Raw genomic sequence first — 20,066 nt, 5'->3', positions numbered from 1 at the left:
GAGCATGTGTGTGCTGGATGCTGGTGATGCTGCCTTTACCGTCGAGTTCGGCGATGCGATCGACCCGGATCTGCTTGCCGCAGTGAATGCCCTCGATGTCGGTATTGCGCGCCTGCAGGCCGAGGGTGGTCTGCCCGGTGTGATCGAGACCATGCCGACCTTTCGCTCGCTTACCGTGTTCTTCGACCCGCTGCAGACCGGGCGCGAGATTCTGCTCGAGGCCTTGCGCCCGCTGTTTGCAGCGAGCGGGCACAGCGGTGGCGACAATGGCCGGCTGTGGCAGCTGCCGGTATGTTACGAGGGCATCTTTGCGCCGGATCTGGCCGAGACCGCGCGCAGTCTCGGGGTCAGCGAGGACGAAGTCGTGGCACTGCACAGCGGCAGTGAATACCTGGTGTACATGCTGGGTTTCCTGCCCGGTTTCCCCTTCATGGGCGATCTGCCCAAGGCGCTGCGCCTGCCGCGTCGCCCGGAGCCGCGGTTGCGCGTGCCCCCCGGCAGCGTGGCGATCGCGACCGGGCTGACCGCGATCTACCCGTGGAAGAGTCCTGGCGGCTGGCACCTGCTCGGGCGCTGTCCGGTCACCCTGTTCGACGCCGGGCGTGAATCGCCCTCGCTGCTGGCCGCGGGTGACCATGTGCGCTTCGTCCCGGTCTCGATGGCCGAATACGAGCGCATTGAGCGCTCGCTCAAATCGGGTGACATCGAGCCGCAACACTGGCTCACGCGTCGCGGTGCGGAGCAAGCGGAGGTATCGCGATGAACAGCCCGGCCAGTCTCGAGATCGTTTCACCCGGTGCCTATGCATCGGTGCAGGACATCGGGCGCAGGGGCTTCCGTCGTATCGGCGTGCCGTGGGCCGGCGTGCTCGACCCCCGGCTGATGCGCATCGCCAATGCGCTGGTCGGCAACCCCGGCACCGCGCCGGTCATCGAGTGCTTTGACGGCGGCCTGCAGGTGCTTGCGCGTGGGGCCGCCGTGCGTGTTGCCGTGGCGGGCGATGCCGTGCTCGAGATCGAACACGATGGCGAGCGCAAGCCGCTGCCGGCATGGCGCTCGGTCACGCTGGCCGATGGCGACATCCTGCGCATCCGCCGCATGGGCAGCGGCCGCATCGCAGCGCTTGCGCTCGAGGGGCTGGCGCTGCCGCAGGTGCTGGGCAGTGCGTCGACCTATGCGCGCGCAGCCCTCGGCGGTGTGGATGGACGCGCACTTGCAGCCGGGGTATGCGTGCCGGCGCAGCCAGCCAGCGGTGCCGAACGCATCCTGCCCGAGCCGCCTGAGGTCGACGAGCGTCCGATTCGCGTCGTTTTCGGCCCGCAGGCAGACCATTTTTCGGCGGAGACATTCGACACCTTTCTGGGCAGCGATTACCGCGTCACGGCCGAGGCCGACCGCATGGGGGTGCGGCTGGAGGGCCCGGTGCTCGGGCATCTCGGCCCGGCAGAGATCATCTCCGATGCGACCGTGCCGGGCTCCATCCAGGTGCCGGGCAAGGGCCAGCCCATTGTGCTGCTGGCCGATGCGCAGACGGCCGGTGGCTATCCCAAGATCGCGACCGTGATCGGCAGCGACATTCCCCGGCTTGCCGCCTGTCGTCCCGGGCAGACACTGCGCTTTGCCGCCGTCAGCGCGGCTGAGGGCGAGCGCATCGCACGTGAGACCGAAGCCGAAACCCTTGCCCTGCTCGCGGCGATCCGCCCGTTTGTGGCGGAAGGTGTGGACCTGACTGCCCTGTATTCCGCCAACCTGGTGGGCGGCGTGGTGAATGCGCGCTCGCCCGAATACCGGCCGCTGACCGCGGGCGATGACTGACCTGGAACCCGACATGAAGATCAACCTGAATGCCGACCTCGGCGAATCCTTCGGCGCCTGGAAGATGGGCGAGGACGATGCCCTGCTGCAGGTAGTGCGCTCGGCCAACATCGCCTGCGGCTTTCATGCCGGCGATCCGCTGGTGATGCGCAATACGGTGCGCACGGCCCTTGCCGCCGGCGTGAGTCTCGGCGCCCATCCGTCCTATCCCGACCTGCAGGGCTTCGGCCGGCGGCCGATGAAGATGGCCCCGAACGAGCTCGAAGCGATGGTGATCTACCAGGTCGGGGCGCTGGCCGGCATGGCCGCTGCAGAAGGCGGGCGTGTGACCCACGTCAAGCCGCATGGCGCACTCAACAACCAGGCCTGCGAGGACGCGGCGCTGGCCGACGCGGTGGCGCGTGCGGTGCGTGCAATCGACCCCGGGCTGATTCTGCTCGCGCCGGTGCTGTCGGAGCTGTACAAGGCGGGTGAACGCGCAGGGCTGAGGGTTGCGGCCGAGATCTTTGCCGATCGCGCCTACACCGACGCCGGCATGCTGGTGCCGCGTGGCCAGCCCGGCGCGGTCATTCATGACCACGACGAGCTCGTCGCACACGTGCTGCGCATGCTCGACGCTGGCGGCGTGGTGTCGCAAGGCGGCAAAGTGCTGCCGGCCGTCATGCACAGCATCTGCGTGCATGGGGATACGCCGGGTGCGGTGGACAACGCGCGCAGGTTGCGCGCCGCCCTCGAGGCGGGTGGTCGGGAAGTGGTGGGTTTGCCCGACGTGCTCTAGGTCGCTGTCGCCAACGCGCGACCGGTCGTTCAGGTTGATCGGTAATCATTGCGGTAAACGAAAAACGCCGCTTGCGTTATCAGCAAGCGGCGTTTGTCTGCCCTCGATCAGCGCAGGTTTCAGGCCGAAGCGATGACTGCGTCGATGGAGGCGGCGAGGATGTCCAGACCTTCGTCGAGCACGTTCTGCTCAATGGTCAGCGGCACCATCAGACGCAGCACGTTGCCGTAGCTGCCGCAGGACAGCAGCAGCAGGCCGCGCTTGAGCGCTTCGGCGATGATGGCCTTCACCAGTTCAGGCGCCGGGCGGGCGTGGTCGCCGTCGTGGAAGAACTCGACCGCCACCATTGCGCCGAGGCCGCGCACATCACCGATGCTCTTCTGCTTGGCCGCGACCTCACGCAGACGGGCCTGCATGTGCTCGCCGATGTCGGCGGCGCGCTGGCACAGGTTCTCGGACTCGACCACGTCGAGCACGGCAAGCGCTGCTGCGCAGGCCATCGGCGCACCGGCGTAGGTGCTGCCGAGGCCGCCCGGGTTGAGCGCATCCATGATGTCGGCGCGGCCAACCACGGCAGCAATCGGGAAACCGCCACCGAGGCCCTTGGCCATGGTGATGAGGTCGGGCACGACATTGCTGTGCTCCATGGCGAACATCTTGCCGGTGCGGCCGACGCCGCTCTGGATCTCGTCGGCGATCAGCAGGATGCCGTGCTTGTCCGCCAGTGCGCGCAGCCGCTGCATGAACTCGGCCGGTGCGGGGTAGTAGCCGCCCTCGCCCTGAACCGGCTCGACGATGAAGGCGGCGACGCGCTTGGGCTCGATGTCGTTCTTGAACAGCAGCTCGATGCCGTGGATGGCGTCATCCACGCTCGTGCCGTGCAGTTCGCAGGGATAGGGCGCGTGGTAGATCTCGGCCGGGAAGGGACCCACGCCGAGCTTGTAGGGGTCGATCTTGCCGGTGAGGCCGAGCGTCAGCAGCGTGCGGCCGTGGAAGGCGCCGTTGAAGGCGATCACGCCTGGACGACCGGTGAAGGCACGCGCGATCTTGACCGCGTTCTCGACGGCTTCGGCACCGGTGCTGACGAAGAAGGTTTTCTTCGGGGCATCGCCGGGGGCCAGTGCGCTGAGGCGCTCGGCCAGGGTCAGGTAGCCGTCATAGGCCACGACCTGGAAGCAGGTGTGGCTGAAGTGCGGGATCTGCTCCTGGGCAGCGGCGATCACCTTGGGGTGGCAGTGGCCGGTGTTGACCACGGCGATGCCGGCAACGAAGTCAATGTAGCGACGGCCTTCAACGTCCCAGATCTCGGCGTTCAGGGCCTTGGATGCGAACAGGGGGTGAGCCTGGCCGACGCCGCGCGGCAGGGCCGCGGCGCGACGCGCCATCAGCGCACTGTTGGTTTGTCCTGCAGGCAGGGTGGTTGCGTTCATGCTGATTCTCCTAGGGTATTGTTCTGGCGACGGTGCTTACTGCACGCCGCCCATGCACAGGTATTTGATCTCGAGGTAGTCCTCGATGCCGTACTTGGAACCTTCACGTCCGAGACCGGACGACTTCACGCCGCCGAAGGGGGCGACCTCGGTGGAGATGATCCCGGTGTTGATGCCGACGATGCCGTACTCAAGGGCAGCGGAGACGCGCCACACGCGGTTCATGCCAGCGGCGTAGAAGTAGGCGGCGAGGCCGAACTCGGTGTCGTTGGCCATCTGAATGGCCTCGGCCTCGTCCTTGAAGCGGAACAGCGGGGCAACAGGGCCGAAGGTTTCTTCTTTCGCCACTTTCATGGCCGGCGTCACGTCGGCGAGGATGGTGGGCTCGAAGAAGGTGTGGCCGAGCGCATGGCGCTTGCCGCCGGTCATCAGGCGTGCGCCCTTGGACAGTGCGTCGGCGATGTGCTCTTCGACTTTCTCCACCGCGTTCATGTCGATCAGCGGGCCCTGGGTGGTGCCGGCTTCCAGCCCGTTGCCGACCTTGAGCTTGGCCACGGCGGCGGCGAGCTTCTCGGCGAAGGCGTCATACACACCGTCCTGCACCAGCAGGCGGTTGGCGCACACGCAGGTCTGGCCACTGTTGCGGTACTTGGAAGCGAGCGCCCCTTCGACGGCGGCGTCGAGGTCCGCGTCGTCGAAGACGATGAAGGGCGCGTTGCCGCCGAGCTCGAGCGAGAGCTTCTTGATCGTGGGTGCGCACTGGGCGGCGAGCTTGATGCCGATCTCGGTCGAGCCGGTAAAGGTGAGCTTGCGCACGATGGGGTTGGCGGTGAGTTCGCCGCCGATCTCGCCGGCCGAGCCGGTGACCACGCTGAACACACCCTTCGGAATGCCGGCGCGCTCGGCGAGCACGGCCAGCGCCAGTGCGGACAGCGGGGTCTGGCTGGCGGGCTTGAGCACCATGGTGCAGCCGGCGGCGAGCGCCGGTCCGGCCTTGCGGGTGATCATCGCCGAGGGGAAGTTCCAGGGCGTGATCGCGGCGCACACGCCGATCGGCTCCTTGGTGACGACGATGCGCTTGTCGGGCTGATGGCCGGGGATCACGTCACCGTAGATGCGCTTGCCCTCTTCGGCAAACCACTCGATGAAGGAGGCGGCATAGCCGATCTCGCCCTTGGCTTCGGTGAGCGACTTGCCCTGCTCTGAGGTCATCAGCACGGCCAGGTCGTCCTGGTGCTCGAGCAGCAACTCGAACCAGCGGCGCAGGATCTTCGAGCGCGCGCCGGCGGTGAGGCTGCGCCATGCGGGCCATGCGGCGTTGGCCGCTTCGATGGCGCGGCGGGTTTCGGCCTGGCCCATCTTGGGCACGGTGCCGACGGTCTCGCCGGTGGCGGGGTTGGTGACGGTGATGGTGGCGCCGGCGTCGGCGGCGATCCATTCGCCGTCGATGTAGCAGCTGGAACGGAGCAGGCTCGGGTCTTTGAGGGTAAGGGGCATGGTGTGTTTCCGGTTGGGGAAGTCGGGATCAGGCGCGCTTGCCGCGGATGCGTTCATTGCGGCGGCGCAGCCATTCGAGGGTGACCAGCATCAGGGTGGACAGCAGGATCAGGATGGTGGCGACGGCAGCAATCGCGGGGCTGATGTTCTCGCGGATGCCGGAGAACATCTGCCGTGGCAGCGTGGTCTGCTCGGGGCTGGCAAGGAAGAGCGTGACCACGACTTCGTCGAAGGAGGTGGCAAACGCAAACAGGCCGCCGGAGATGATGCCGGGCGCGACCAGCGGCAGCGTGACCTTGAAGAAGGCGATGACCGGGTTGGCGCCGAGGCTGGAGGCGGCGCGCACCAGATTGAAGTCGAAGCCCTGCAGCGTGGCAGTGACAGTGGTGACGACAAAGGGCACGCCAAGCACCGCATGCGCGATGACCAGGCCGGTATAGCTGCCGGTGAGGCCGAGCGGGGCGAAGAAGATGTACATCGCGACACCGACGATCACCACTGGCACCACCATCGGCGAGATCAGGATTGCGGTCAGCAGCGCCTTGCCCGGGAAGTCGGTGCGGACAAGGCCGATTGCCGCAAGCGTGCCGAGCACCATGGCGAGCAGGGTCGACAGCGGCGATACGATCAGGCTGTTCATCATTGCGTTCTGCCATGCGCCCGAGGTGAAGATCTCCTCGTACCAGCGCATCGAGAAACCCGCCATCGGGTACATCAGGAAGGTATCGGAGCTGAAAGACAGCGGCACGATGACCAGGATCGGCAGGATCAGGAACAACAGCACGATGCCGACCATGCCTCGCAGGCCGTAGTGCCATGCGCGTTCCAGCGGGGATGCGTAGGGTTGCAGCATCTTGATCTCCTTAGCGCGGCTTGACCATCTTGACCCGGGTGGGGCCAAGGTAGCGGGCATAGACCATGTACAGCACCAGAGTGGCGCCCAGCAGCACGGCGGACAGTGCGGCAGCCATGCCCCAGTTGATGGTCTGGTTGGTGTAGAAGGCGATGAAGTAGCTCACCATCTGTTCCTGCGGGCTGCCCAGCAGTGCGGGGGTGATGTAGTAGCCCATGCACATGATGAAGACGAGCAGCGCGCCGGCACCGATGCCGGGCAGGGTCTGCGGAAAATAGACTTTCCAGAAGCTCTTGAACGGTGGGCAGCCGAGCGAGATCGCGGCACGGACATAGACCGGCGAGATGCCCTTCATCACCGAGTACAGCGGCAGCACCATGAAGGGCAGCAGGATATGGACCATTGCCACATAGACGCCAACACTGTTGAACAGCAACTGCAGCGGGCTGTCGGTGAGGCCGACGGCCATCATGATCTTGTTGATGAGGCCTTCGTTCTGCAACAGGATGATCCAGGCGGCGACCCGAACCAGCACCGAAGTCCAGAATGGCAGCACCACGAAGAACATCAGCATGTTGCTTTGCCTGGTCGCCAGCTTGGCCATCAGATAGGCGACCGGGAAGCCGAGCACAAGGCACAGGCCGGTCACGATCATGCTCATCCAGAAGGTACGTAACAGCACATTCACATAGACGGCTTCTTCGGGCGGCGCGGTAACGATGTCACCGTTGGAATCGATGCTGCGGTCGATGGCGGCGAGCAGGTAGAACGGCGTGGTGGCGCCACCCGAGCGGCGGATCGCTTGCCAGATGTCGGATTCGCCCCAGCGCGCATCGATGTCGATCAGGGCGGACTGTATGTTGGTGTCAGCCTCAAGCGGAAGCTTGCGCGCGGTTTTCATGATCAGACTGCGATAACCGGTTTCCTCACGGTTAAGACGCTTGGCAATTTCGGCAATCGCCGGGCTGCCCTTTGCCGACTCAAGCTCGTTGGCAAGTGCCGCGAATGCCGCGGCGGCGGGAATGTCCTTCCCGTCCCAGGTCTTCAGTTCGCGCAGGGTGAGCGGCAGATTGTCATGAACTTCCGGGTTGTCCACGCTGCGTGTCAGCAGCGATGCGATTGGCCATACGAAGGCCACCAGCAGAAAGATGGCGAGAGGCAGAATCAGCGCGCCATACAGGAGCTTCTTGCGCATCTCGGCACGCCGCAGGCGCTTCTTCAGCGACGGCACGGATGCGACAGCAGGGCTTACCAGCGCATCAGCAGTGTTGGAGGCAGCAGTCATGGCAATTTCCGTTCGATTCAGGGGCTTGCAGGGGTGGCAGTTCCGCACCGGCCAGGGAGGGAGGGGAGCCGGTGCGGTTCTGTCACTGAGCGCTTAGCGTGCAGCCCAGGCGTTGAAACGCTGTTCGAGGTCTTCACCATGCTCGACCCAGAATTCGGTGTCGGTGGCGAAGGCGCCCTTCAGGTTCTCAGGTGCGGTCGGCAGGTCGGCTGCGACCTTCGGATCCATGCCGCTCACAGCCTTGGCGTTGGTCGGGCCGTAAGGAATTTCGGCGGAGAAGACGCGCTGGTTCTCAGCCTGGCTGGCGAACTTGATGAAGCGGTAGGCCTCGTCACGCTTCGGCGAACCCTTCGGGATGGCCCACGAATCGACGTCGTAGATGCTGCCGTTCCACACGATTTTCAGGTTCTTGCCTTCCTTCTGCGCGGCGGCGATACGGCCGTTGTAGACCGAGCTCATCACCACGTCGCCCGATGCGAGCAGCTGCGGCGGCTGTGCACCGGCTTCCCACCACTGGATGTCGCCCTTGATCTGGTCGAGCTTCTTGAACGCACGCTCGACGCCCGCCTTGGTGCCCAATACCTTGTATACGTCGTCGGCCTTGACGCCGTCGGCCAGCAGTGCGAATTCGAGGGTGTACTTGGCGCCCTTGCGCAGACCGCGCTTGCCGGGGAATTTCTTCACGTCCCAGAAATCGGCCCAGGAGGTCGGTGCCGTCTTGAGCCTGTCGGCGTTGTAGGCCAGCGCGGTCGACCACACGAAGATGCCGACGCCACATTCCGAAACCGTCTTCGGGAGAAATTCCGACTTTGCGCCAACCTTGCTGTAGTCGATCTTCTCGTACAGGCCTTCTTCACAGCCGCGCAGCAGTTCGGGCGATTCGACTTCCACCACGTCCCAGGTCACGTTGCCGGCTTCGACCATGGCCTTGATCTTGGCCTGTTCGCCGTTGTACTCGCCCGGGGTCACGTTGCCACCCTTGGATGCGGCGAAGGGGCCGTAGAACGCCTTCTCCTGGGCCTTCTGATTGGCACCACCGAACGAGATCACGGTGACATCGGCGGCCGCGCTGCCGGCCATGACCAGTGCTGCGGTGGCGATAGCGCCTTGAATCAGGGTCCTGCTGAGCTTCATTTTCATGCTGACTCCTTGTAAAGCAGTGGGTGTGGTGTTTCTCAGGCTGCCGGCAGGGGCTCGAGCGCACGCATGTGTGCCGCGTCCATGCCGATGCGAATCCGGTCTCCGCTCCTGAGCGAATGATCGAGATTGGAGATCGGGGTCTTGATGGTGAAATCGTGATTGCCACACAGGTCGACGCGAATGCGGACCTGATCGCCGAGGTAGATGAACTCCTTCACCACGGCGTCGAGGAAATTGGCGCAGCTGTTGGCAGACTCGTCGAGCACGACGCGCTCGGGGCGCACCGATACCAGGGTGCGGTCGCCGGTCGAGACATTGCCGGTGCGGGCACGGATCAGGGTGCCGCAATCCAGGCGCACATCGCAGTGATGACCCTCGATGCGCTCGACCTTGCCCACCAGCGCATTGTTCTCGCCGATGAAGTTGGCGACGAAGGCGTTGGTCGGCTCTTCGTACAGGCGCTCCGCGGAGTCGATCTGCTGGATGATGCCCTTGTCGAATACCGCGATGCGGTCCGACATGGTCAGTGCTTCGCTCTGGTCGTGGGTGACGAAGACCACGGTGACGCCGAGGTTCTGCTGGATGTGCTTGATCTCGAGCTGCATCTGTTCGCGCAGGTTCTTGTCGAGCGCGCCCAGCGGCTCGTCCATCAGCACGAGTTGCGGCTCGAACACCAGTGCGCGGGCCAGGGCGATGCGCTGCTGCTGGCCGCCGGAGAGCTGCTGCGGGTAGCGGCTGCCGAAGCTGCCCAGTTGCACCATGTCGAGTGCGCGTTTGGCCTTGGCATCCACCTCTGCTGCCGGCAGCTTGCGCACCTTGAGCGGGAAGCGCAGATTGTCCAGTACGCTCATGTGCGGAAACAGGGCGTAGTTCTGGAACACCATGCCGATGTTGCGCTTGTGCGGGGGCAGCTTGTTGATGATCTGCTCTTCGAGGCGGATCTCGCCGCTGGTCGGGGTCTCGAAGCCGGCCAGCATCATCAGGCAGGTGGTCTTGCCCGATCCGGAAGGGCCGAGCAAAGTGAGAAATTCGCCGCGCCGGATGTCGAGGTTCAGATCGCGGACAATCAGCGTCTCACCGTCATACGACTTCTGCACGTTGCGGAAGCTGACGTGGGGTGCGGAAGCATTTTGGTTCGTCATCCTGTCCTCATTTGTTGGCAAGCAGCTATTGTCCCTGCTGCTGGATGGGTCGAATTCGTGTTGTCTCTATCCTAGGGGATAGAATCGGATTATGTACGAACCAATTCATTCGATATTACTGGGTCCAATTCTTGGTGCGGTGCAATGGATAACCATTTGAGCTGTGAAGTCATTATTCAGGCGTATCGCAAGCAGGCGGCATCTGCAAGCAGCAGGGCGCGCCTCTACCTGAGCATTCGAGAGGCGATTCTGGCGCGCAGTCTCGATGCCGGCACTGCTGTTCCGCCAACACGTGTGCTCGCGGCAGAGCTAGAGTTGGGCCGCAATACGGTAGTGCGTGCCTATGATCAGTTGCTGGTCGAGGGCTACCTCGAGAGCCGAGTCGGATCGGGGACTTTCGTGTCGGATGCAGTCAGTCAGATTGCCTCGCCACAGCCGCCGCGACGCCTGGTGGGTACGCGTCAGGAGGGCATGTCGCGGCGCGGTAATGCGATCGCCGGCAAGGCGTTGAGCAGTCGCGTGCAGTCGGGCGCCTTCATGCCCGGCCTGCCGGATGTGGGGCATTTTCCCTTCCCCACCTGGCGCAGGTTGCTGGCAAAGCAGATGCGGCGCGAGCAGCGTCATCTGGCGCAATATGGCTACGGCGGCTACGGCCCGCTGAAGATGGTGCTCGCCGATTACCTCAAGGTGACACGGATGATGTCGTGCTCGCCGCGGCAGATTCTCATCCTTAACGGTTCGCATCAGGCGCTTGATCTGTGCGCGCGCATGCTGGCCGATGTGGGCGATTCCGTGTGGATGGAGGACCCCGGCTACTGGGGCGCGCGCAACGTGCTGTCCGCGGCCGATCTGCGCATTCACCCGGTACCGGTCGACGACAATGGCATCAATCCGCGCGAGGAAGACTGGCTCAAGCCGCCGCGCATGATCTTCGTCTCACCCTCAAGCCAGTATCCCACCGGTGCGGTGCTTTCGCTTGAGCGACGCCTGCGCCTGCTTGAGTTCGCCGAGCGCAACCGCACCTGGGTGATCGAGGACGATTACGACAACGAGGTGCGCTACCACTCGCACCCGGTGGCGTCACTGTTCGGCCTGTCCACCGCGCAGCGGGTGATCTATGTCGGCACCTTCAGCAAGGTCATGTATCCGGGGCTGCGACTTGCCTATCTGGTCGTTCCCGAAGACCTGATCGAGCCATTTACGGTGGGCAATGCCGAGCTCTACCGCGAGGGGCGAATGCTTGAGCAGGCGGCGTTGGCCGAGTTCATCGAGGGTGGCCACTTCACCGCACACATCCGTCGCATGCGAGGCATCTACGAGGAGCGGCGCGACTGCCTGCGCGACCTGCTCGAAGCGAAACTTGGCGATTCGATCACCTCGCTGGGTGGCCTGGCCGGGCTGCACCTCCCGGTGCGTTTCAACTTTCCGATCGACGATGTTCAACTGGCCTCGGATGCCCTGCGCGATGGTGTGGTGCTGCGTGCGCTGTCGCTGTACTCGGTCGCGGCCGAAAACCGGCTGCAGGGGATGAATCTCGGCTTTGCGGCCATTCCGGTCGAGCAGATCGAAGCACCTGCACTCAAGCTGGTGCGCCTGATCGAAGCCGAGCGTAAGCGTCGCGGTTGTGGCTGACCGCAGCGGCGTGCGTTCACCGCGTCCTTGCGGATTGAACGTATTGTGCAGGTGCACACGAAACGGCGAAGATGGCTGACAATCAGGAGATTCATGCAGCCACGCGGCTCAACCCGCCAAACGCACCGGGATCAGGACATTGCGACTCAAACCTCAACACGTTCAGCCCGTGATCATGGCGGGCATCATGGCCTTCCTGATGACCGCGATCATCACCTGGCTCAATCTCGGTTTTCCGCCGGACTTTTTTCTGCGCTGGGTCAAGGCCTTCATCGTGGCCTGGCCGCTGGCTGCGATTGCCGCCTTCATGGCGATTCCGATTGCGCAGCGCGCGACAGTGAAGATTCTTGCCTGGCTGGCGCGGTGAGGCGGGATTCATGACCGAGTTTCTGGCGGTGCTGAGTTTTTCCTTCTCGGTCACCGGGCCGATCTTCATCATTCTCGCGCTCGGCATCTGGCTGCGCCGCACGGGCATGCTCAACGACGGCTTCATCGAGGGCGGTTCGCGAATTGTCTTCTCCATCGGCCTGCCGGCGGTGCTGTTTCTCAGCATCGCCAAGACCGAGTTCGGCGAGGCGACCAATCTGGGACTGATCGCCTTCGGACTGATCGGTACTTTTCTGGTCTTTCTGCTGCTGGAGTGGGTTGCTGCACGGTGGGTGGAGCCAGCCGAAGACCGGGGCGTGGTGGTTCAGGGCGGGTTCCGCTCGAACATGGGGATCATTGGCCTCGCCTACTGTGTCAATGCCTATGGCGATGCCGGGCTGGTCGCGGCGGCACTCTATCTCGGGCTGGTCACCATCCTCTTCAACGTTCTGGCCGTCGTTACCCTGAGTCGGTCGCTGCACCGGCGCCAGGGCACAGGACGGATGGTGAAGGGAATCGTCACCAACCCGCTGATCATCGGCATCGTGCTCGCCCTGCCCGTATCCTGGCTGCAGATTCCCCTGCCCAAGGTCGCGGTGCAGTCGGCCCAGTATTTTGCCGACCTCACCCTGCCGCTGGCCCTGTTGTGCACCGGCGCGACGCTCAATTTCCGCAGTCTGCGTCTTGAGATGAGCAACACCTTGCTGGCGGCGTCGAGCAAGCTGGTGCTGGTGCCGCTGCTCTTTGCGCTGGGCGGCATTGTCGTGGGCTTCCGCGGCGTTGATCTGGGCGTGCTGTTGCTGATGTCGTCGGCACCAACGGCCGCGGCGAGCTATGTCATGGTGCGTGCAATGGGCGGCAATTCGGTGCTTGCCGCCAACATCATCGCCCTGACCACGCTGGGCTCCATCCTTTGTACCAGCATCGGGATCGTGGTGCTGAAAGGCCTGCAACTGATGTAAGGCGGGCGAGGTACCGAGGCTGACGCAGCGGGCATGAAGTCTGAGTTGCGACCCTGAGTTCAGGTGCTGGGGGCAGTGTAAGATGACTGCTCATGGCGCGCTGATTCTGCCGAATCCGGTGGGTCAGCGCGGTGATGCCATACTTGGCACGTCCTCCTTGGAGATGTCGTTTTGTGGCGCGATTTCTGCCGAGTGTTCTAGCTGCCTGCACGCGACGACCGCTGCAATCGATGCGGGTCGTGATCGGTCTTGCCTGCGTGGTCGTGCTTGCGCTGCTCTGGCGTGACCTGATCGCGACACAGGCGTCGACGGAGGCCGCGGAGCGTGAGCGCATCCGTGTTGAGGCAATGGTGCATGTGCGTGCTGCTGCGGGCTCGATTCAGGCCACGATCGATAGTTTCAATTTTGTTTTGCGCTCTGCACGTGAGGCGATTCTTACCGGACCAAAGTCGCTCGATGTGCTGGGGCGGATCGTTACTGCATCGATGGCGCAGGACATCGTCATTCAGCTGTTTCATGTGAGTGAAGATGGCTTTCTTTCCTATTCATCGTTGGGGCGGGCACCGATGAATTTTCTTGGCGACCGGGCCTATTTCAGGTTGCTTGCCGGGGCCACTGAAGACAAGCTCGTGATCAGCGATGTGGTGCTTGGGCGCCTGTCCAACAAGTGGAGCATCCAGTTTGCTCGCGGTGTGCGGAGCGCGGATGGCGCGTTCAAGGGCGTGGTGGCGCTCGCCGTGTCTCCCGACGCCTGGGTGGCAAAGCTGAAGTCATTCGAGGTCGGCAGCAGCGACCTGTTCGCGGTGCTCGGTGCCGATGGTGCCTATCTGATGCGAACGCTCTATGGTGGTGGGCATTACGGCAAATACGTGCCGCCTGACAGGCCCTTCCTTCAGCACCCTGAGCAGAGGGAAGGTGATTACGTCACATCGGGAGCGCTCGACGGCATACAGCGGCAGTTTTCCTGGGTTCGCCTGCCTTCCGGGCTGATTGTTGTCATGGGTATCGGGCTGGAGGAAGCATTGGCGCCGGTCAAGGCGCTCAACCAGCGGTCCCTGTTGCGCGCCCTTCTGTTGAGCAGTCTGCTGGTGCTGGCCAGTGCGGCCCTGGTGATTGCGCTCGGGCGTTACGAAAAGGTGGTGGAGGCCTCACAGGAGCGGGAGGCACACTATCGCAGCGTGTTCGATAACATGGCCGAAGGCATCATGATCGTTGACGATCATGAGCGGATTTCCGGCATCAATCCTGCGTTTACTGCGATCACCGGTTATGGGCTGGATGAAGTCGTGGGGCGCAGTCCGGCCCTGCTGTCGCCGAGTGTTCCGGGGGCGCGCAACCTGGGTGCGATCATCGGTCGTCACCCGGCCGGCAGTTGGGAAGACGATTTCGACGGGCTGCGCTGGAACGGCGAAACCTATACCGGCCACGCAACGCTTTCCGTGGTGCGCGGCGCGGACGGCAGGATGGCGAATCGAATCGTGCTGCTTGCCGATGTCACCGAGCGGCGGCGCAAGGACGAGGAAATCTGGCGTCAGGCCAACTTCGACGTTCTCACCGGCCTGCCCAACCGGGCCTTGATGATGGACCGCCTCGAACGCATGATCAGCCATGCCCGGCGTCATCCGTCGATGGTGGTGGTGTTGTTCGTCGATCTCGATCGTTTCAAGCCGGTTAACGACAACTTCGGGCACGACACCGGGGATCTGCTGTTGTGCGAGGTGGCGCGCAGGCTCGAAGCCCTGTTCCGGGACGAGGATACGGTGGCGCGCATGGGGGGCGACGAGTTCGTGGTGCTGATGCCGCGCAATGCCGACAAGGCGGCGGTTGAGGCAACGGCGACCAAGATCGTCGAGAGCCTGTCGCGGCCGTTCCAGATCGGCGAACAGTCGCTCGAAATTTCCTGCAGTGTCGGGATCGCACGTTTCCCTGACGATGGCGACACCGCAGCGGTGTTGCTGCACAAGGCGGACGTTGCCATGTATCGTGCCAAGGAGATGGGGCGCGCGACCTGGAGTACCTGAGTCTCTGCGGCCGTGTGTGTGCGTCGAGAGCGGGCGGTTGCGGCGGCAGTCTTGCCCCTGTGCGCGATGTGCGGCATGGTTGCGGGCTTGAGCCCTGCTCGGCTGTGCGGATTGCGATGGCTGCTATTCCTGTCCCGGAGAACATCGATGGCTGACCAGACCCGGTACGAAGCACCTGTGTCCGCCCCGGATGCAGGGGCGAAGGCGGATGTGAGCGCGGGCGAGGGCTGCGCCCGGGCACAGATGGTCTCGTATGCGCGTCGCCCATTGCCGCTGCCGGCTGTTGCGGATCTGCCGGCAATGGTTCGGCGCCGGGCGCTGACGCAGCGATCCTCCCCCTGTTTTCCAGCTTGAGCAGGGGGTGGGGAATCTTTACCGTCGCTTTCAATCTGACTGTTGAACCTATCATTGACTGGCAGCCCTTGCTGCCCGAGGAACTCCATGTATACCGACAAGAGCCGGGCAAATTTCTTCCAGCAGTTCTCGCGTTCGCCTGCCCAACCCCGCACCTTGTTGCAGAAGGCGGTGGCGCTCGTTGCCACCGTCGGCCTGTTTGCCGTTGCCCTGATGTTTTCGGTGTTTCTGTTCGCCGTCGTACTGACCGTCGGCGTGGCCGCCTGGGGCTATCTGTGGTGGAAGTCGCGCGATCTGCGCAAGCAGATGCGCGAGCAGCAGGGCCGCGATGCGGCCGCAGAGGGGCTGGTTATCGAGGGCGAGGTGATTCGCGAAGTGGACCCGCGTGAGGGCGACCGGCCTTGAGCGCCGGGTTGCGGGTGGCAGGGCGCTCCCTGCGCCAGCACCTTTCGGGCGCAGGCCTGAAGCGTGCCGCCCTGCTCCTGCTCAGCGTTGCGGCGCTGAGTGCATGCACGTCGGTACCGGATGGGGTGACGCCGGTGTCGCCCTTCGAGCTCGATCGCTATCTCGGACGCTGGTATGAAATCGCGCGTCTCGACCATTCCTTCGAGCGCGAGCTCAGCGACGTGACTGCCGATTACCGCCTGCAGGCGGACGGCAGCGTCGAGGTGATCAACCGTGGTTACGATGGCAAAAAGGCCGAGTGGCGTGAGGCGGTGGGCCGGGCCGTCTTTCTCGGTGAGCGCGACGTCGGCTCGCTGAAGGTGTCCTTTTTCGGGCCCTTCTATGGTGGCTATCACATTGCCGATCTCGATCAGCCGAGCTATCGCTGGGCGCTCGTCACCGGGCCCGACCGCGACTACCTGTGGATTCTGGCGCGCACCCCCGAACTCCCCGCCGAGGTGCGCGAGCGTCTGGTGAGCAAGGCGAGTGCGCTTGGCTTCGATACGAGCAGACTGATCTGGGTCGAGCACAAGCCGCTCGATGTGTCGGCGCCGGCGCGCGCATCGGCACACTGAACGCATTCAGTGTCGGGTTCGCGTCACAGACCGAATTCAACCCACAGCGGGTAGTGGTCGGAGACGCGATACGACACCGCACTCTTGCTCAGATCGAGCTCCCGGTACACGAACGGCAGAAAATCAACGTAGCCACCGCGGCGGTAAGTCATGTTGAGCTGGGCCTTGCCGTCGTCGCCGGTGAACCAGGCGACCTGATCGTAATGCTTGTTCGTTGAGGGATTTTCCGCGCGAGTGAAGATCGAGCGCGGCACTGCGTCGAGATCTGGCGGCGTCGTCAGTCCGGTCGAGGTGAAGGCCTGCCACAGCGGGTCGCCACGGCGGTCGATGTTGAAGTCGCCGAGTGCGATCAGGCTTTGCGACCAGGCGTTGGTGCTGTCTGCCCACTTGCGCATCCAGCGCGCAATGCCGCGCAGTTCCGGAATACGGCCGGCGGCGCTCGCGCCGTAGGTGACGTGCAGGGTGGCGAGGATGAAGGTGGCGGGCCCGGAGCGAAAGCTGACTGCATAGGGTGTGCGGGCAAACTGGCGTTGCAGTGCGTCGGGCCGGATCTCATCCAGCCACTCCTGAGGCACCACCAGCTCACAGGCGAGGCCCGACAGCTCCACCCTGCGCCGGTCGAACAGATAGGCCATGCGCTCGCCATTGCCCTGCGGACCCGCAGTCACATCGGTCATCAGGAAGGCCCAGTTCGGGCCCAGCCATTTCATCAGATCGCGCAGCGCCCTGAGATCGCCTTTGAGTTCCTGCAGCGCGATCACGTCAAAGCGCCGGACGATCTCGCCAATCGCCAGCAATCCGCGCAGATCACGCTTGGGGGAGTCGTGTTCGCCCGCGGTCCATTCCCGGGTGAGCGAGGCGAAGCCGCGGATGTTCCAGGTCGCGATCAGCAGGTTTTCATCCAGACGCTTTGATGGAATCACGTCGTCAAGATGCGCGTGCAGGGCGGCGATGTCGGACTGGACGGCAAGTGGCGGCAGATCGTCGAGTTGCGGCATGACTGCTTCTCCAGGCGCAAAGCGCGCGGTGCGGGACGGCGCCGGGCATGAATCGGATGCTGCACCGCGCGTAACGCCTGCCGGCGTGCTTCGGGGGCGCCGACGGGGCTGTCCGGGCTGATGCGTTAAAGCTAGTCCACAGGGTGCGGGATTCAAGCGCCCGCTTCCGGCCTGCTCAGGATTGCGTCATGGACGCCAGAGCCCGGGTAAGGCTGGCAGCATCCAGATCCGCGTAGCGCGGTGGGTGCTGGCCGCACCACAGCGGCGAAAACGCGCCACTGCCGAGCGCCTCGGCCGCGGCACGCAGTGGCGCGATGGCAGTCGATGCCAGCGGAAACGCTGGTGCAGCGCGGCACAGGGGCCCCAGTTCGGCGATGAAGCGATTGACGATGCTGCGTGCTGGCCGGCCGCTGAACAGGTTGGTGAGCGCAGTGTGCGCGGCATCAGGGCTTTGCAGTGCGGCGCGATGAACAGCGCTGGTGCTGGCTTCCGGGCACAGCAGGTAGGCGGTGCCGATCTGCACCCCTGCCGCCCCGAGCGTCATCGCCGCAGCCACACCTTCGGCGTCGGCGACACCGCCCGCTGCAATCACCGGGATATCGACTGCCCGCACAATGCGTCGCACCAGGGCGAAGGTGCCGGTTTGGGTCGTGATGTCGTCGCTCAGGAACATGCCGCGGTGGCCGCCGGCCTCCAGCCCCTGCGCGATCACCGCATCGACCCCCGCAGCCTCAAGCCACTGCGCCTCCTCGACCGTGGTTGCCGAGGACAGGACCTGCGTTCCCCAGGCCTTGATCCGTGCGAGCAGCGTCGGGTCCGGCAGGCCGAAGTGGAAACTGATGACGGGCGGCTTGAAGGGTTCGATCAGATCGGCTGTCGCAGTGGTGAAGGGCTCCCGGCCGGCGGCGCTCGGAATCGTCTCCGGGTCGATGCCGAATTCGGCGTAATAGGGGGCGAGCGTGGCCCGCCATGCCTGTTCGCGCTCGCTGCTCTGTTCGGGTTGCGTGTGACAGAAGAAATTGAGGTTGTAGGGCCGGTCCGTGCCCGCCTTTATCGCCTGCAGTTCCTTGAGAAGCGCATCCGGGGTGAGCATTGCGCAGGCCAGTGATCCCAGGCCGCCCGCGTTCGACACGGCAATCGTGAGCGCGCTGCCCTGCACCCCCGCCATCGGCGCCTGAATGATTGGCAACGCCGTACCAAGGTGTGTCTGCACTGTCATGCCGTTCTCCGCAAAAAATGTGGCGAGTGTTTGCCTGAGGCGCCGCGCTCAGTCGTAGGCTGTGCCGTCCTTGTGCGCAAACTCCCAGCGGCCGTCACGCCGCGTGGCCTGGATGTCATCGTCCGGGTAGACGACGCTGTCGCCCGCTGTACGGTCGCCGATTTCCAGATAGACCACATCGGCGTCGCCCGGATTGGCGAGCTGGTGTGCGTCGCCGCTTCCTGCCCTGAAGCCGGCGCACATGCCAGGTGTGAGGCGGGTTTCGCCGGCGTTGGTGTGCAGCACGGGATGGCCTTCGAGGATGTAGATGAACTCATCCTGCTTCGAGTGCGAATGACGCAGCGCCGACACCGCACCGGGTGGAAGACGGGTGAGGTTGACGCCGAAGTTCGACAGTCCGAAGGCATCGCCGAGTGCACGCTTCTCCCGCCCTGCCATGCGTGCTGCAAACACCTTCGGGTAGTTCGACAGGATCGCACGCAGCGGCACGTCCGCTGCAGGCAGGGCAACAGGGCTTGTGGGCTTCATGGTCGGCTCCGGCTTGAAGTCAGTTCAGGGCCGCGAGAAAGCGCGCACGGGCAGCAGCCAGTTCTGCGCGCGCGGTCTCGTCGGCGAGGCGCAATGCCATTGAATGATAGGTTTCGAATGCGGCGAGCACCTTGTCCGCATCGAGCGTGCGCGATTCGGCCGCAGGCAGTGGCGAGGCCTCGCCTGCCACCGGCTTGAGCACGGCAAACTTGGGGATGAAGTGCTGGCCGCCCTTCTCCGTGGCTGCGGTCATCGGGCCGGTCTTGGTGAGGACCATGCCCTTGTATTCGAAGCGGGCACCCATCGGGATCTGGTTGAGCTTCATTCCTGTACCCCGCGGAAAAGCCGTCATTCTAGAGCAGCCGCAGACTGCTAAGATCGGTCCGATACTTGACTATTCGAACGGGGCGTTACGTATGACTGCATTCATCATCGGGCTTCTGCTGTTCTTCTCCACCCATTCGAGCCGGATCTTCGCCGAAGACAACCGCAATCGCTACATCGAACACTATGGCATGATGAAATGGAAGCTTGCCTATTCCATCGTGTCGCTCATCGGCTTCGCGCTCATCGTGTGGGGCTACGGGCAGATGCGCATGGACCCCGTCGTGCTGTGGGTGCCACCGATGTGGACGCACCACCTTGCCGCCCTGCTCACCCTGCCCGCTTTCGTGCTCCTTGCGGCCGCCTACGTGCCCGGAACGCTGATCAAGGCCAGGATCGGTCATCCCATGGTCGCCGGGGTCAAGCTGTGGGCGCTGTCGCACCTGATCGCCAACGGCACCCTGGGCGATGTGCTGCTGTTCGGCAGCTTCCTGGCATGGGCGATCATGGATTTCGTCAGTTCGCGCAAACGCGACCGCGCACAGGGCGTGGTTCGTGAAGGCAGGATCGCTCGCGACGCCGTGGCGCTGATCGTGGGCCTGGTGGGCTGGTTCGTGTTCGTGCGCTATCTGCACCTGTCGCTGATTGGTGTGGCGCCGTTCGCCTGAAACCGGCCCTCGGGTCTGGCGCGCCTGCGGCCGGC

20 protein-coding genes are annotated in these 20,066 nt (G+C 64.2%); 10 read left to right on the top strand and 10 right to left on the bottom strand.

Features of this window, described 5'->3' with window-relative positions:
- The first annotated feature begins 4 nt into the window (after positions 1-4).
- The 3 genes from pxpB to CEW83_RS14415 are packed head-to-tail and all read left to right on the top strand — an operon-like array spanning position 5 to position 2,593.
- Positions 5-763 carry a 5-oxoprolinase subunit PxpB gene (gene pxpB / locus CEW83_RS14425; RefSeq protein WP_234419090.1) on the top strand — a complete coding sequence of 253 codons (759 nt, stop codon included), beginning with the start codon at positions 5-7 and terminating at the stop codon, positions 761-763.
- On the top strand, positions 760-1,815 hold the full coding sequence (locus tag CEW83_RS14420) for a biotin-dependent carboxyltransferase family protein (RefSeq protein WP_108949963.1): 1,056 nt from the start codon (positions 760-762) through the stop codon (positions 1,813-1,815). Before pxpB ends, CEW83_RS14420 begins: the two co-directional genes overlap by 4 nt.
- 13 nt (positions 1,816-1,828) lie before the next feature.
- A complete protein-coding gene (locus CEW83_RS14415) occupies positions 1,829-2,593 on the top strand; it encodes a LamB/YcsF family protein (RefSeq protein WP_108951428.1) in 765 nt (254 codons plus the stop codon).
- Between the two features lie 119 nt (positions 2,594-2,712).
- Here the strand turns inward: CEW83_RS14415 and gabT are convergent, their stop codons facing one another.
- The 6 genes from gabT to CEW83_RS14385 all read right to left on the bottom strand — a co-directional run bounded on the left by gabT (position 2,713) and on the right by CEW83_RS14385 (position 9,940).
- Positions 2,713-4,023: a 4-aminobutyrate--2-oxoglutarate transaminase gene (gene gabT, locus CEW83_RS14410; protein ID WP_108949962.1), complete on the bottom strand. Its 1,311-nt coding sequence runs from the start codon at positions 4,021-4,023 to the stop codon at positions 2,713-2,715.
- A gap of 36 nt (positions 4,024-4,059) precedes the next feature.
- Complete coding sequence (gene gabD, locus CEW83_RS14405) at positions 4,060-5,520, bottom strand: NADP-dependent succinate-semialdehyde dehydrogenase (protein ID WP_108949961.1); 1,461 nt, start codon at positions 5,518-5,520, stop codon at positions 4,060-4,062.
- A 28-nt stretch (positions 5,521-5,548) separates the two neighbouring features.
- Positions 5,549-6,373, bottom strand: a complete 825-nt coding sequence (locus CEW83_RS14400) for an ABC transporter permease (protein WP_108949960.1) — start codon at positions 6,371-6,373, stop codon at positions 5,549-5,551.
- Positions 6,374-6,383: 10 nt separating this feature from the next.
- Positions 6,384-7,658, bottom strand: a complete 1,275-nt coding sequence (locus CEW83_RS14395; protein WP_108949959.1) for an ABC transporter permease — start codon at positions 7,656-7,658, stop codon at positions 6,384-6,386.
- Positions 7,659-7,751: 93 nt separating this feature from the next.
- A complete protein-coding gene (locus CEW83_RS14390) occupies positions 7,752-8,798 on the bottom strand; it encodes an ABC transporter substrate-binding protein (protein WP_234418841.1) in 1,047 nt (348 codons plus the stop codon).
- A 35-nt stretch (positions 8,799-8,833) separates the two neighbouring features.
- Positions 8,834-9,940: an ABC transporter ATP-binding protein gene (locus CEW83_RS14385; RefSeq protein ID WP_108949957.1), complete on the bottom strand. Its 1,107-nt coding sequence runs from the start codon at positions 9,938-9,940 to the stop codon at positions 8,834-8,836.
- Between the two features lie 144 nt (positions 9,941-10,084).
- Between CEW83_RS14385 and CEW83_RS14380 the strand changes: the two genes are divergently transcribed.
- The 6 genes from CEW83_RS14380 to CEW83_RS14355 all read left to right on the top strand — a co-directional run bounded on the left by CEW83_RS14380 (position 10,085) and on the right by CEW83_RS14355 (position 16,294).
- Positions 10,085-11,572, top strand: coding sequence for a PLP-dependent aminotransferase family protein (locus CEW83_RS14380; RefSeq protein ID WP_108949956.1), 1,488 nt, complete (start codon positions 10,085-10,087; stop codon positions 11,570-11,572).
- 139 nt (positions 11,573-11,711) lie between these two features.
- Complete coding sequence (locus CEW83_RS14375; RefSeq protein WP_108949955.1) at positions 11,712-11,939, top strand: DUF2798 domain-containing protein; 228 nt, start codon at positions 11,712-11,714, stop codon at positions 11,937-11,939.
- Positions 11,940-11,949: 10 nt separating this feature from the next.
- The gene (locus CEW83_RS14370; protein WP_108949954.1) at positions 11,950-12,900 is read left to right on the top strand and encodes an AEC family transporter; all 951 of its coding nucleotides are present in this window, start codon (positions 11,950-11,952) and stop codon (positions 12,898-12,900) included.
- Between the two features lie 230 nt (positions 12,901-13,130).
- Positions 13,131-14,921, top strand: coding sequence for a diguanylate cyclase domain-containing protein (locus CEW83_RS14365; protein ID WP_159099464.1), 1,791 nt, complete (start codon positions 13,131-13,133; stop codon positions 14,919-14,921).
- A gap of 441 nt (positions 14,922-15,362) precedes the next feature.
- Positions 15,363-15,680 (top strand): hypothetical protein, encoded by a 318-nt coding sequence (locus CEW83_RS14360; RefSeq protein ID WP_108949952.1) that lies wholly within the window; start codon positions 15,363-15,365, stop codon positions 15,678-15,680.
- Positions 15,677-16,294: a lipocalin family protein gene (locus tag CEW83_RS14355; RefSeq protein WP_108949951.1), complete on the top strand. Its 618-nt coding sequence runs from the start codon at positions 15,677-15,679 to the stop codon at positions 16,292-16,294. Before CEW83_RS14360 ends, CEW83_RS14355 begins: the two co-directional genes overlap by 4 nt.
- Positions 16,295-16,317: 23 nt before the next feature.
- Here the strand turns inward: CEW83_RS14355 and CEW83_RS14350 are convergent, their stop codons facing one another.
- From CEW83_RS14350 to CEW83_RS14335, 4 genes are all read right to left on the bottom strand, one after another.
- Positions 16,318-17,292, bottom strand: a complete 975-nt coding sequence (locus CEW83_RS14350; RefSeq protein WP_108949950.1) for an endonuclease/exonuclease/phosphatase family protein — start codon at positions 17,290-17,292, stop codon at positions 16,318-16,320.
- Positions 17,293-17,467: 175 nt separating this feature from the next.
- On the bottom strand, positions 17,468-18,511 hold the full coding sequence (locus CEW83_RS14345) for an NAD(P)H-dependent flavin oxidoreductase (protein ID WP_108949949.1): 1,044 nt from the start codon (positions 18,509-18,511) through the stop codon (positions 17,468-17,470).
- 48 nt (positions 18,512-18,559) lie between these two features.
- Entirely contained in the window at positions 18,560-19,039 is a 480-nt protein-coding gene (locus CEW83_RS14340; RefSeq protein ID WP_108949948.1) for a cupin domain-containing protein, read from the bottom strand.
- 19 nt (positions 19,040-19,058) lie between these two features.
- Positions 19,059-19,364: a hypothetical protein gene (locus CEW83_RS14335; RefSeq protein ID WP_108949947.1), complete on the bottom strand. Its 306-nt coding sequence runs from the start codon at positions 19,362-19,364 to the stop codon at positions 19,059-19,061.
- A gap of 91 nt (positions 19,365-19,455) precedes the next feature.
- Between CEW83_RS14335 and CEW83_RS14330 the strand changes: the two genes are divergently transcribed.
- A complete protein-coding gene (locus CEW83_RS14330) occupies positions 19,456-20,031 on the top strand; it encodes an NnrU family protein (protein WP_108949946.1) in 576 nt (191 codons plus the stop codon).
- The last annotated feature ends 35 nt before the right edge of the window (positions 20,032-20,066 follow it).

It is taken from the genome of Parazoarcus communis, from assembly GCF_003111645.1.
Taxonomy (GTDB): Bacteria; Pseudomonadota; Gammaproteobacteria; order Burkholderiales; family Rhodocyclaceae; genus Parazoarcus; species Parazoarcus communis_A.
This window is presented reverse-complemented; position numbering and strand designations above follow the sequence as displayed.

What these genes read in the sequence shown, in the direction of transcription:
- pxpB (WP_234419090.1), top strand. Translation starts at nt 5, where the DNA reads ATGTGTGTGCTGGATGCTGGTGATGCTGCCTTTACCGTCGAGTTCGGC.
- CEW83_RS14420 (WP_108949963.1), top strand. Translation starts at nt 760, where the DNA reads ATGAACAGCCCGGCCAGTCTCGAGATCGTTTCACCCGGTGCCTATGCA.
- CEW83_RS14415 (WP_108951428.1), top strand. Translation starts at nt 1,829, where the DNA reads ATGAAGATCAACCTGAATGCCGACCTCGGCGAATCCTTCGGCGCCTGG.
- gabT (WP_108949962.1), bottom strand. Translation starts at nt 4,023, where the DNA reads ATGAACGCAACCACCCTGCCTGCAGGACAAACCAACAGTGCGCTGATG.
- gabD (WP_108949961.1), bottom strand. Translation starts at nt 5,520, where the DNA reads ATGCCCCTTACCCTCAAAGACCCGAGCCTGCTCCGTTCCAGCTGCTAC.
- CEW83_RS14400 (WP_108949960.1), bottom strand. Translation starts at nt 6,373, where the DNA reads ATGCTGCAACCCTACGCATCCCCGCTGGAACGCGCATGGCACTACGGC.
- CEW83_RS14395 (WP_108949959.1), bottom strand. Translation starts at nt 7,658, where the DNA reads ATGACTGCTGCCTCCAACACTGCTGATGCGCTGGTAAGCCCTGCTGTC.
- CEW83_RS14390 (WP_234418841.1), bottom strand. Translation starts at nt 8,798, where the DNA reads ATGAAAATGAAGCTCAGCAGGACCCTGATTCAAGGCGCTATCGCCACC.
- CEW83_RS14385 (WP_108949957.1), bottom strand. Translation starts at nt 9,940, where the DNA reads ATGACGAACCAAAATGCTTCCGCACCCCACGTCAGCTTCCGCAACGTG.
- CEW83_RS14380 (WP_108949956.1), top strand. Translation starts at nt 10,085, where the DNA reads ATGGATAACCATTTGAGCTGTGAAGTCATTATTCAGGCGTATCGCAAG.
- CEW83_RS14370 (WP_108949954.1), top strand. Translation starts at nt 11,950, where the DNA reads ATGACCGAGTTTCTGGCGGTGCTGAGTTTTTCCTTCTCGGTCACCGGG.
- CEW83_RS14365 (WP_159099464.1), top strand. Translation starts at nt 13,131, where the DNA reads ATGCGGGTCGTGATCGGTCTTGCCTGCGTGGTCGTGCTTGCGCTGCTC.
- CEW83_RS14360 (WP_108949952.1), top strand. Translation starts at nt 15,363, where the DNA reads ATGTATACCGACAAGAGCCGGGCAAATTTCTTCCAGCAGTTCTCGCGT.
- CEW83_RS14350 (WP_108949950.1), bottom strand. Translation starts at nt 17,292, where the DNA reads ATGCCGCAACTCGACGATCTGCCGCCACTTGCCGTCCAGTCCGACATC.
- CEW83_RS14345 (WP_108949949.1), bottom strand. Translation starts at nt 18,511, where the DNA reads ATGACAGTGCAGACACACCTTGGTACGGCGTTGCCAATCATTCAGGCG.
- CEW83_RS14340 (WP_108949948.1), bottom strand. Translation starts at nt 19,039, where the DNA reads ATGAAGCCCACAAGCCCTGTTGCCCTGCCTGCAGCGGACGTGCCGCTG.
- CEW83_RS14335 (WP_108949947.1), bottom strand. Translation starts at nt 19,364, where the DNA reads ATGAAGCTCAACCAGATCCCGATGGGTGCCCGCTTCGAATACAAGGGC.
- CEW83_RS14330 (WP_108949946.1), top strand. Translation starts at nt 19,456, where the DNA reads ATGACTGCATTCATCATCGGGCTTCTGCTGTTCTTCTCCACCCATTCG.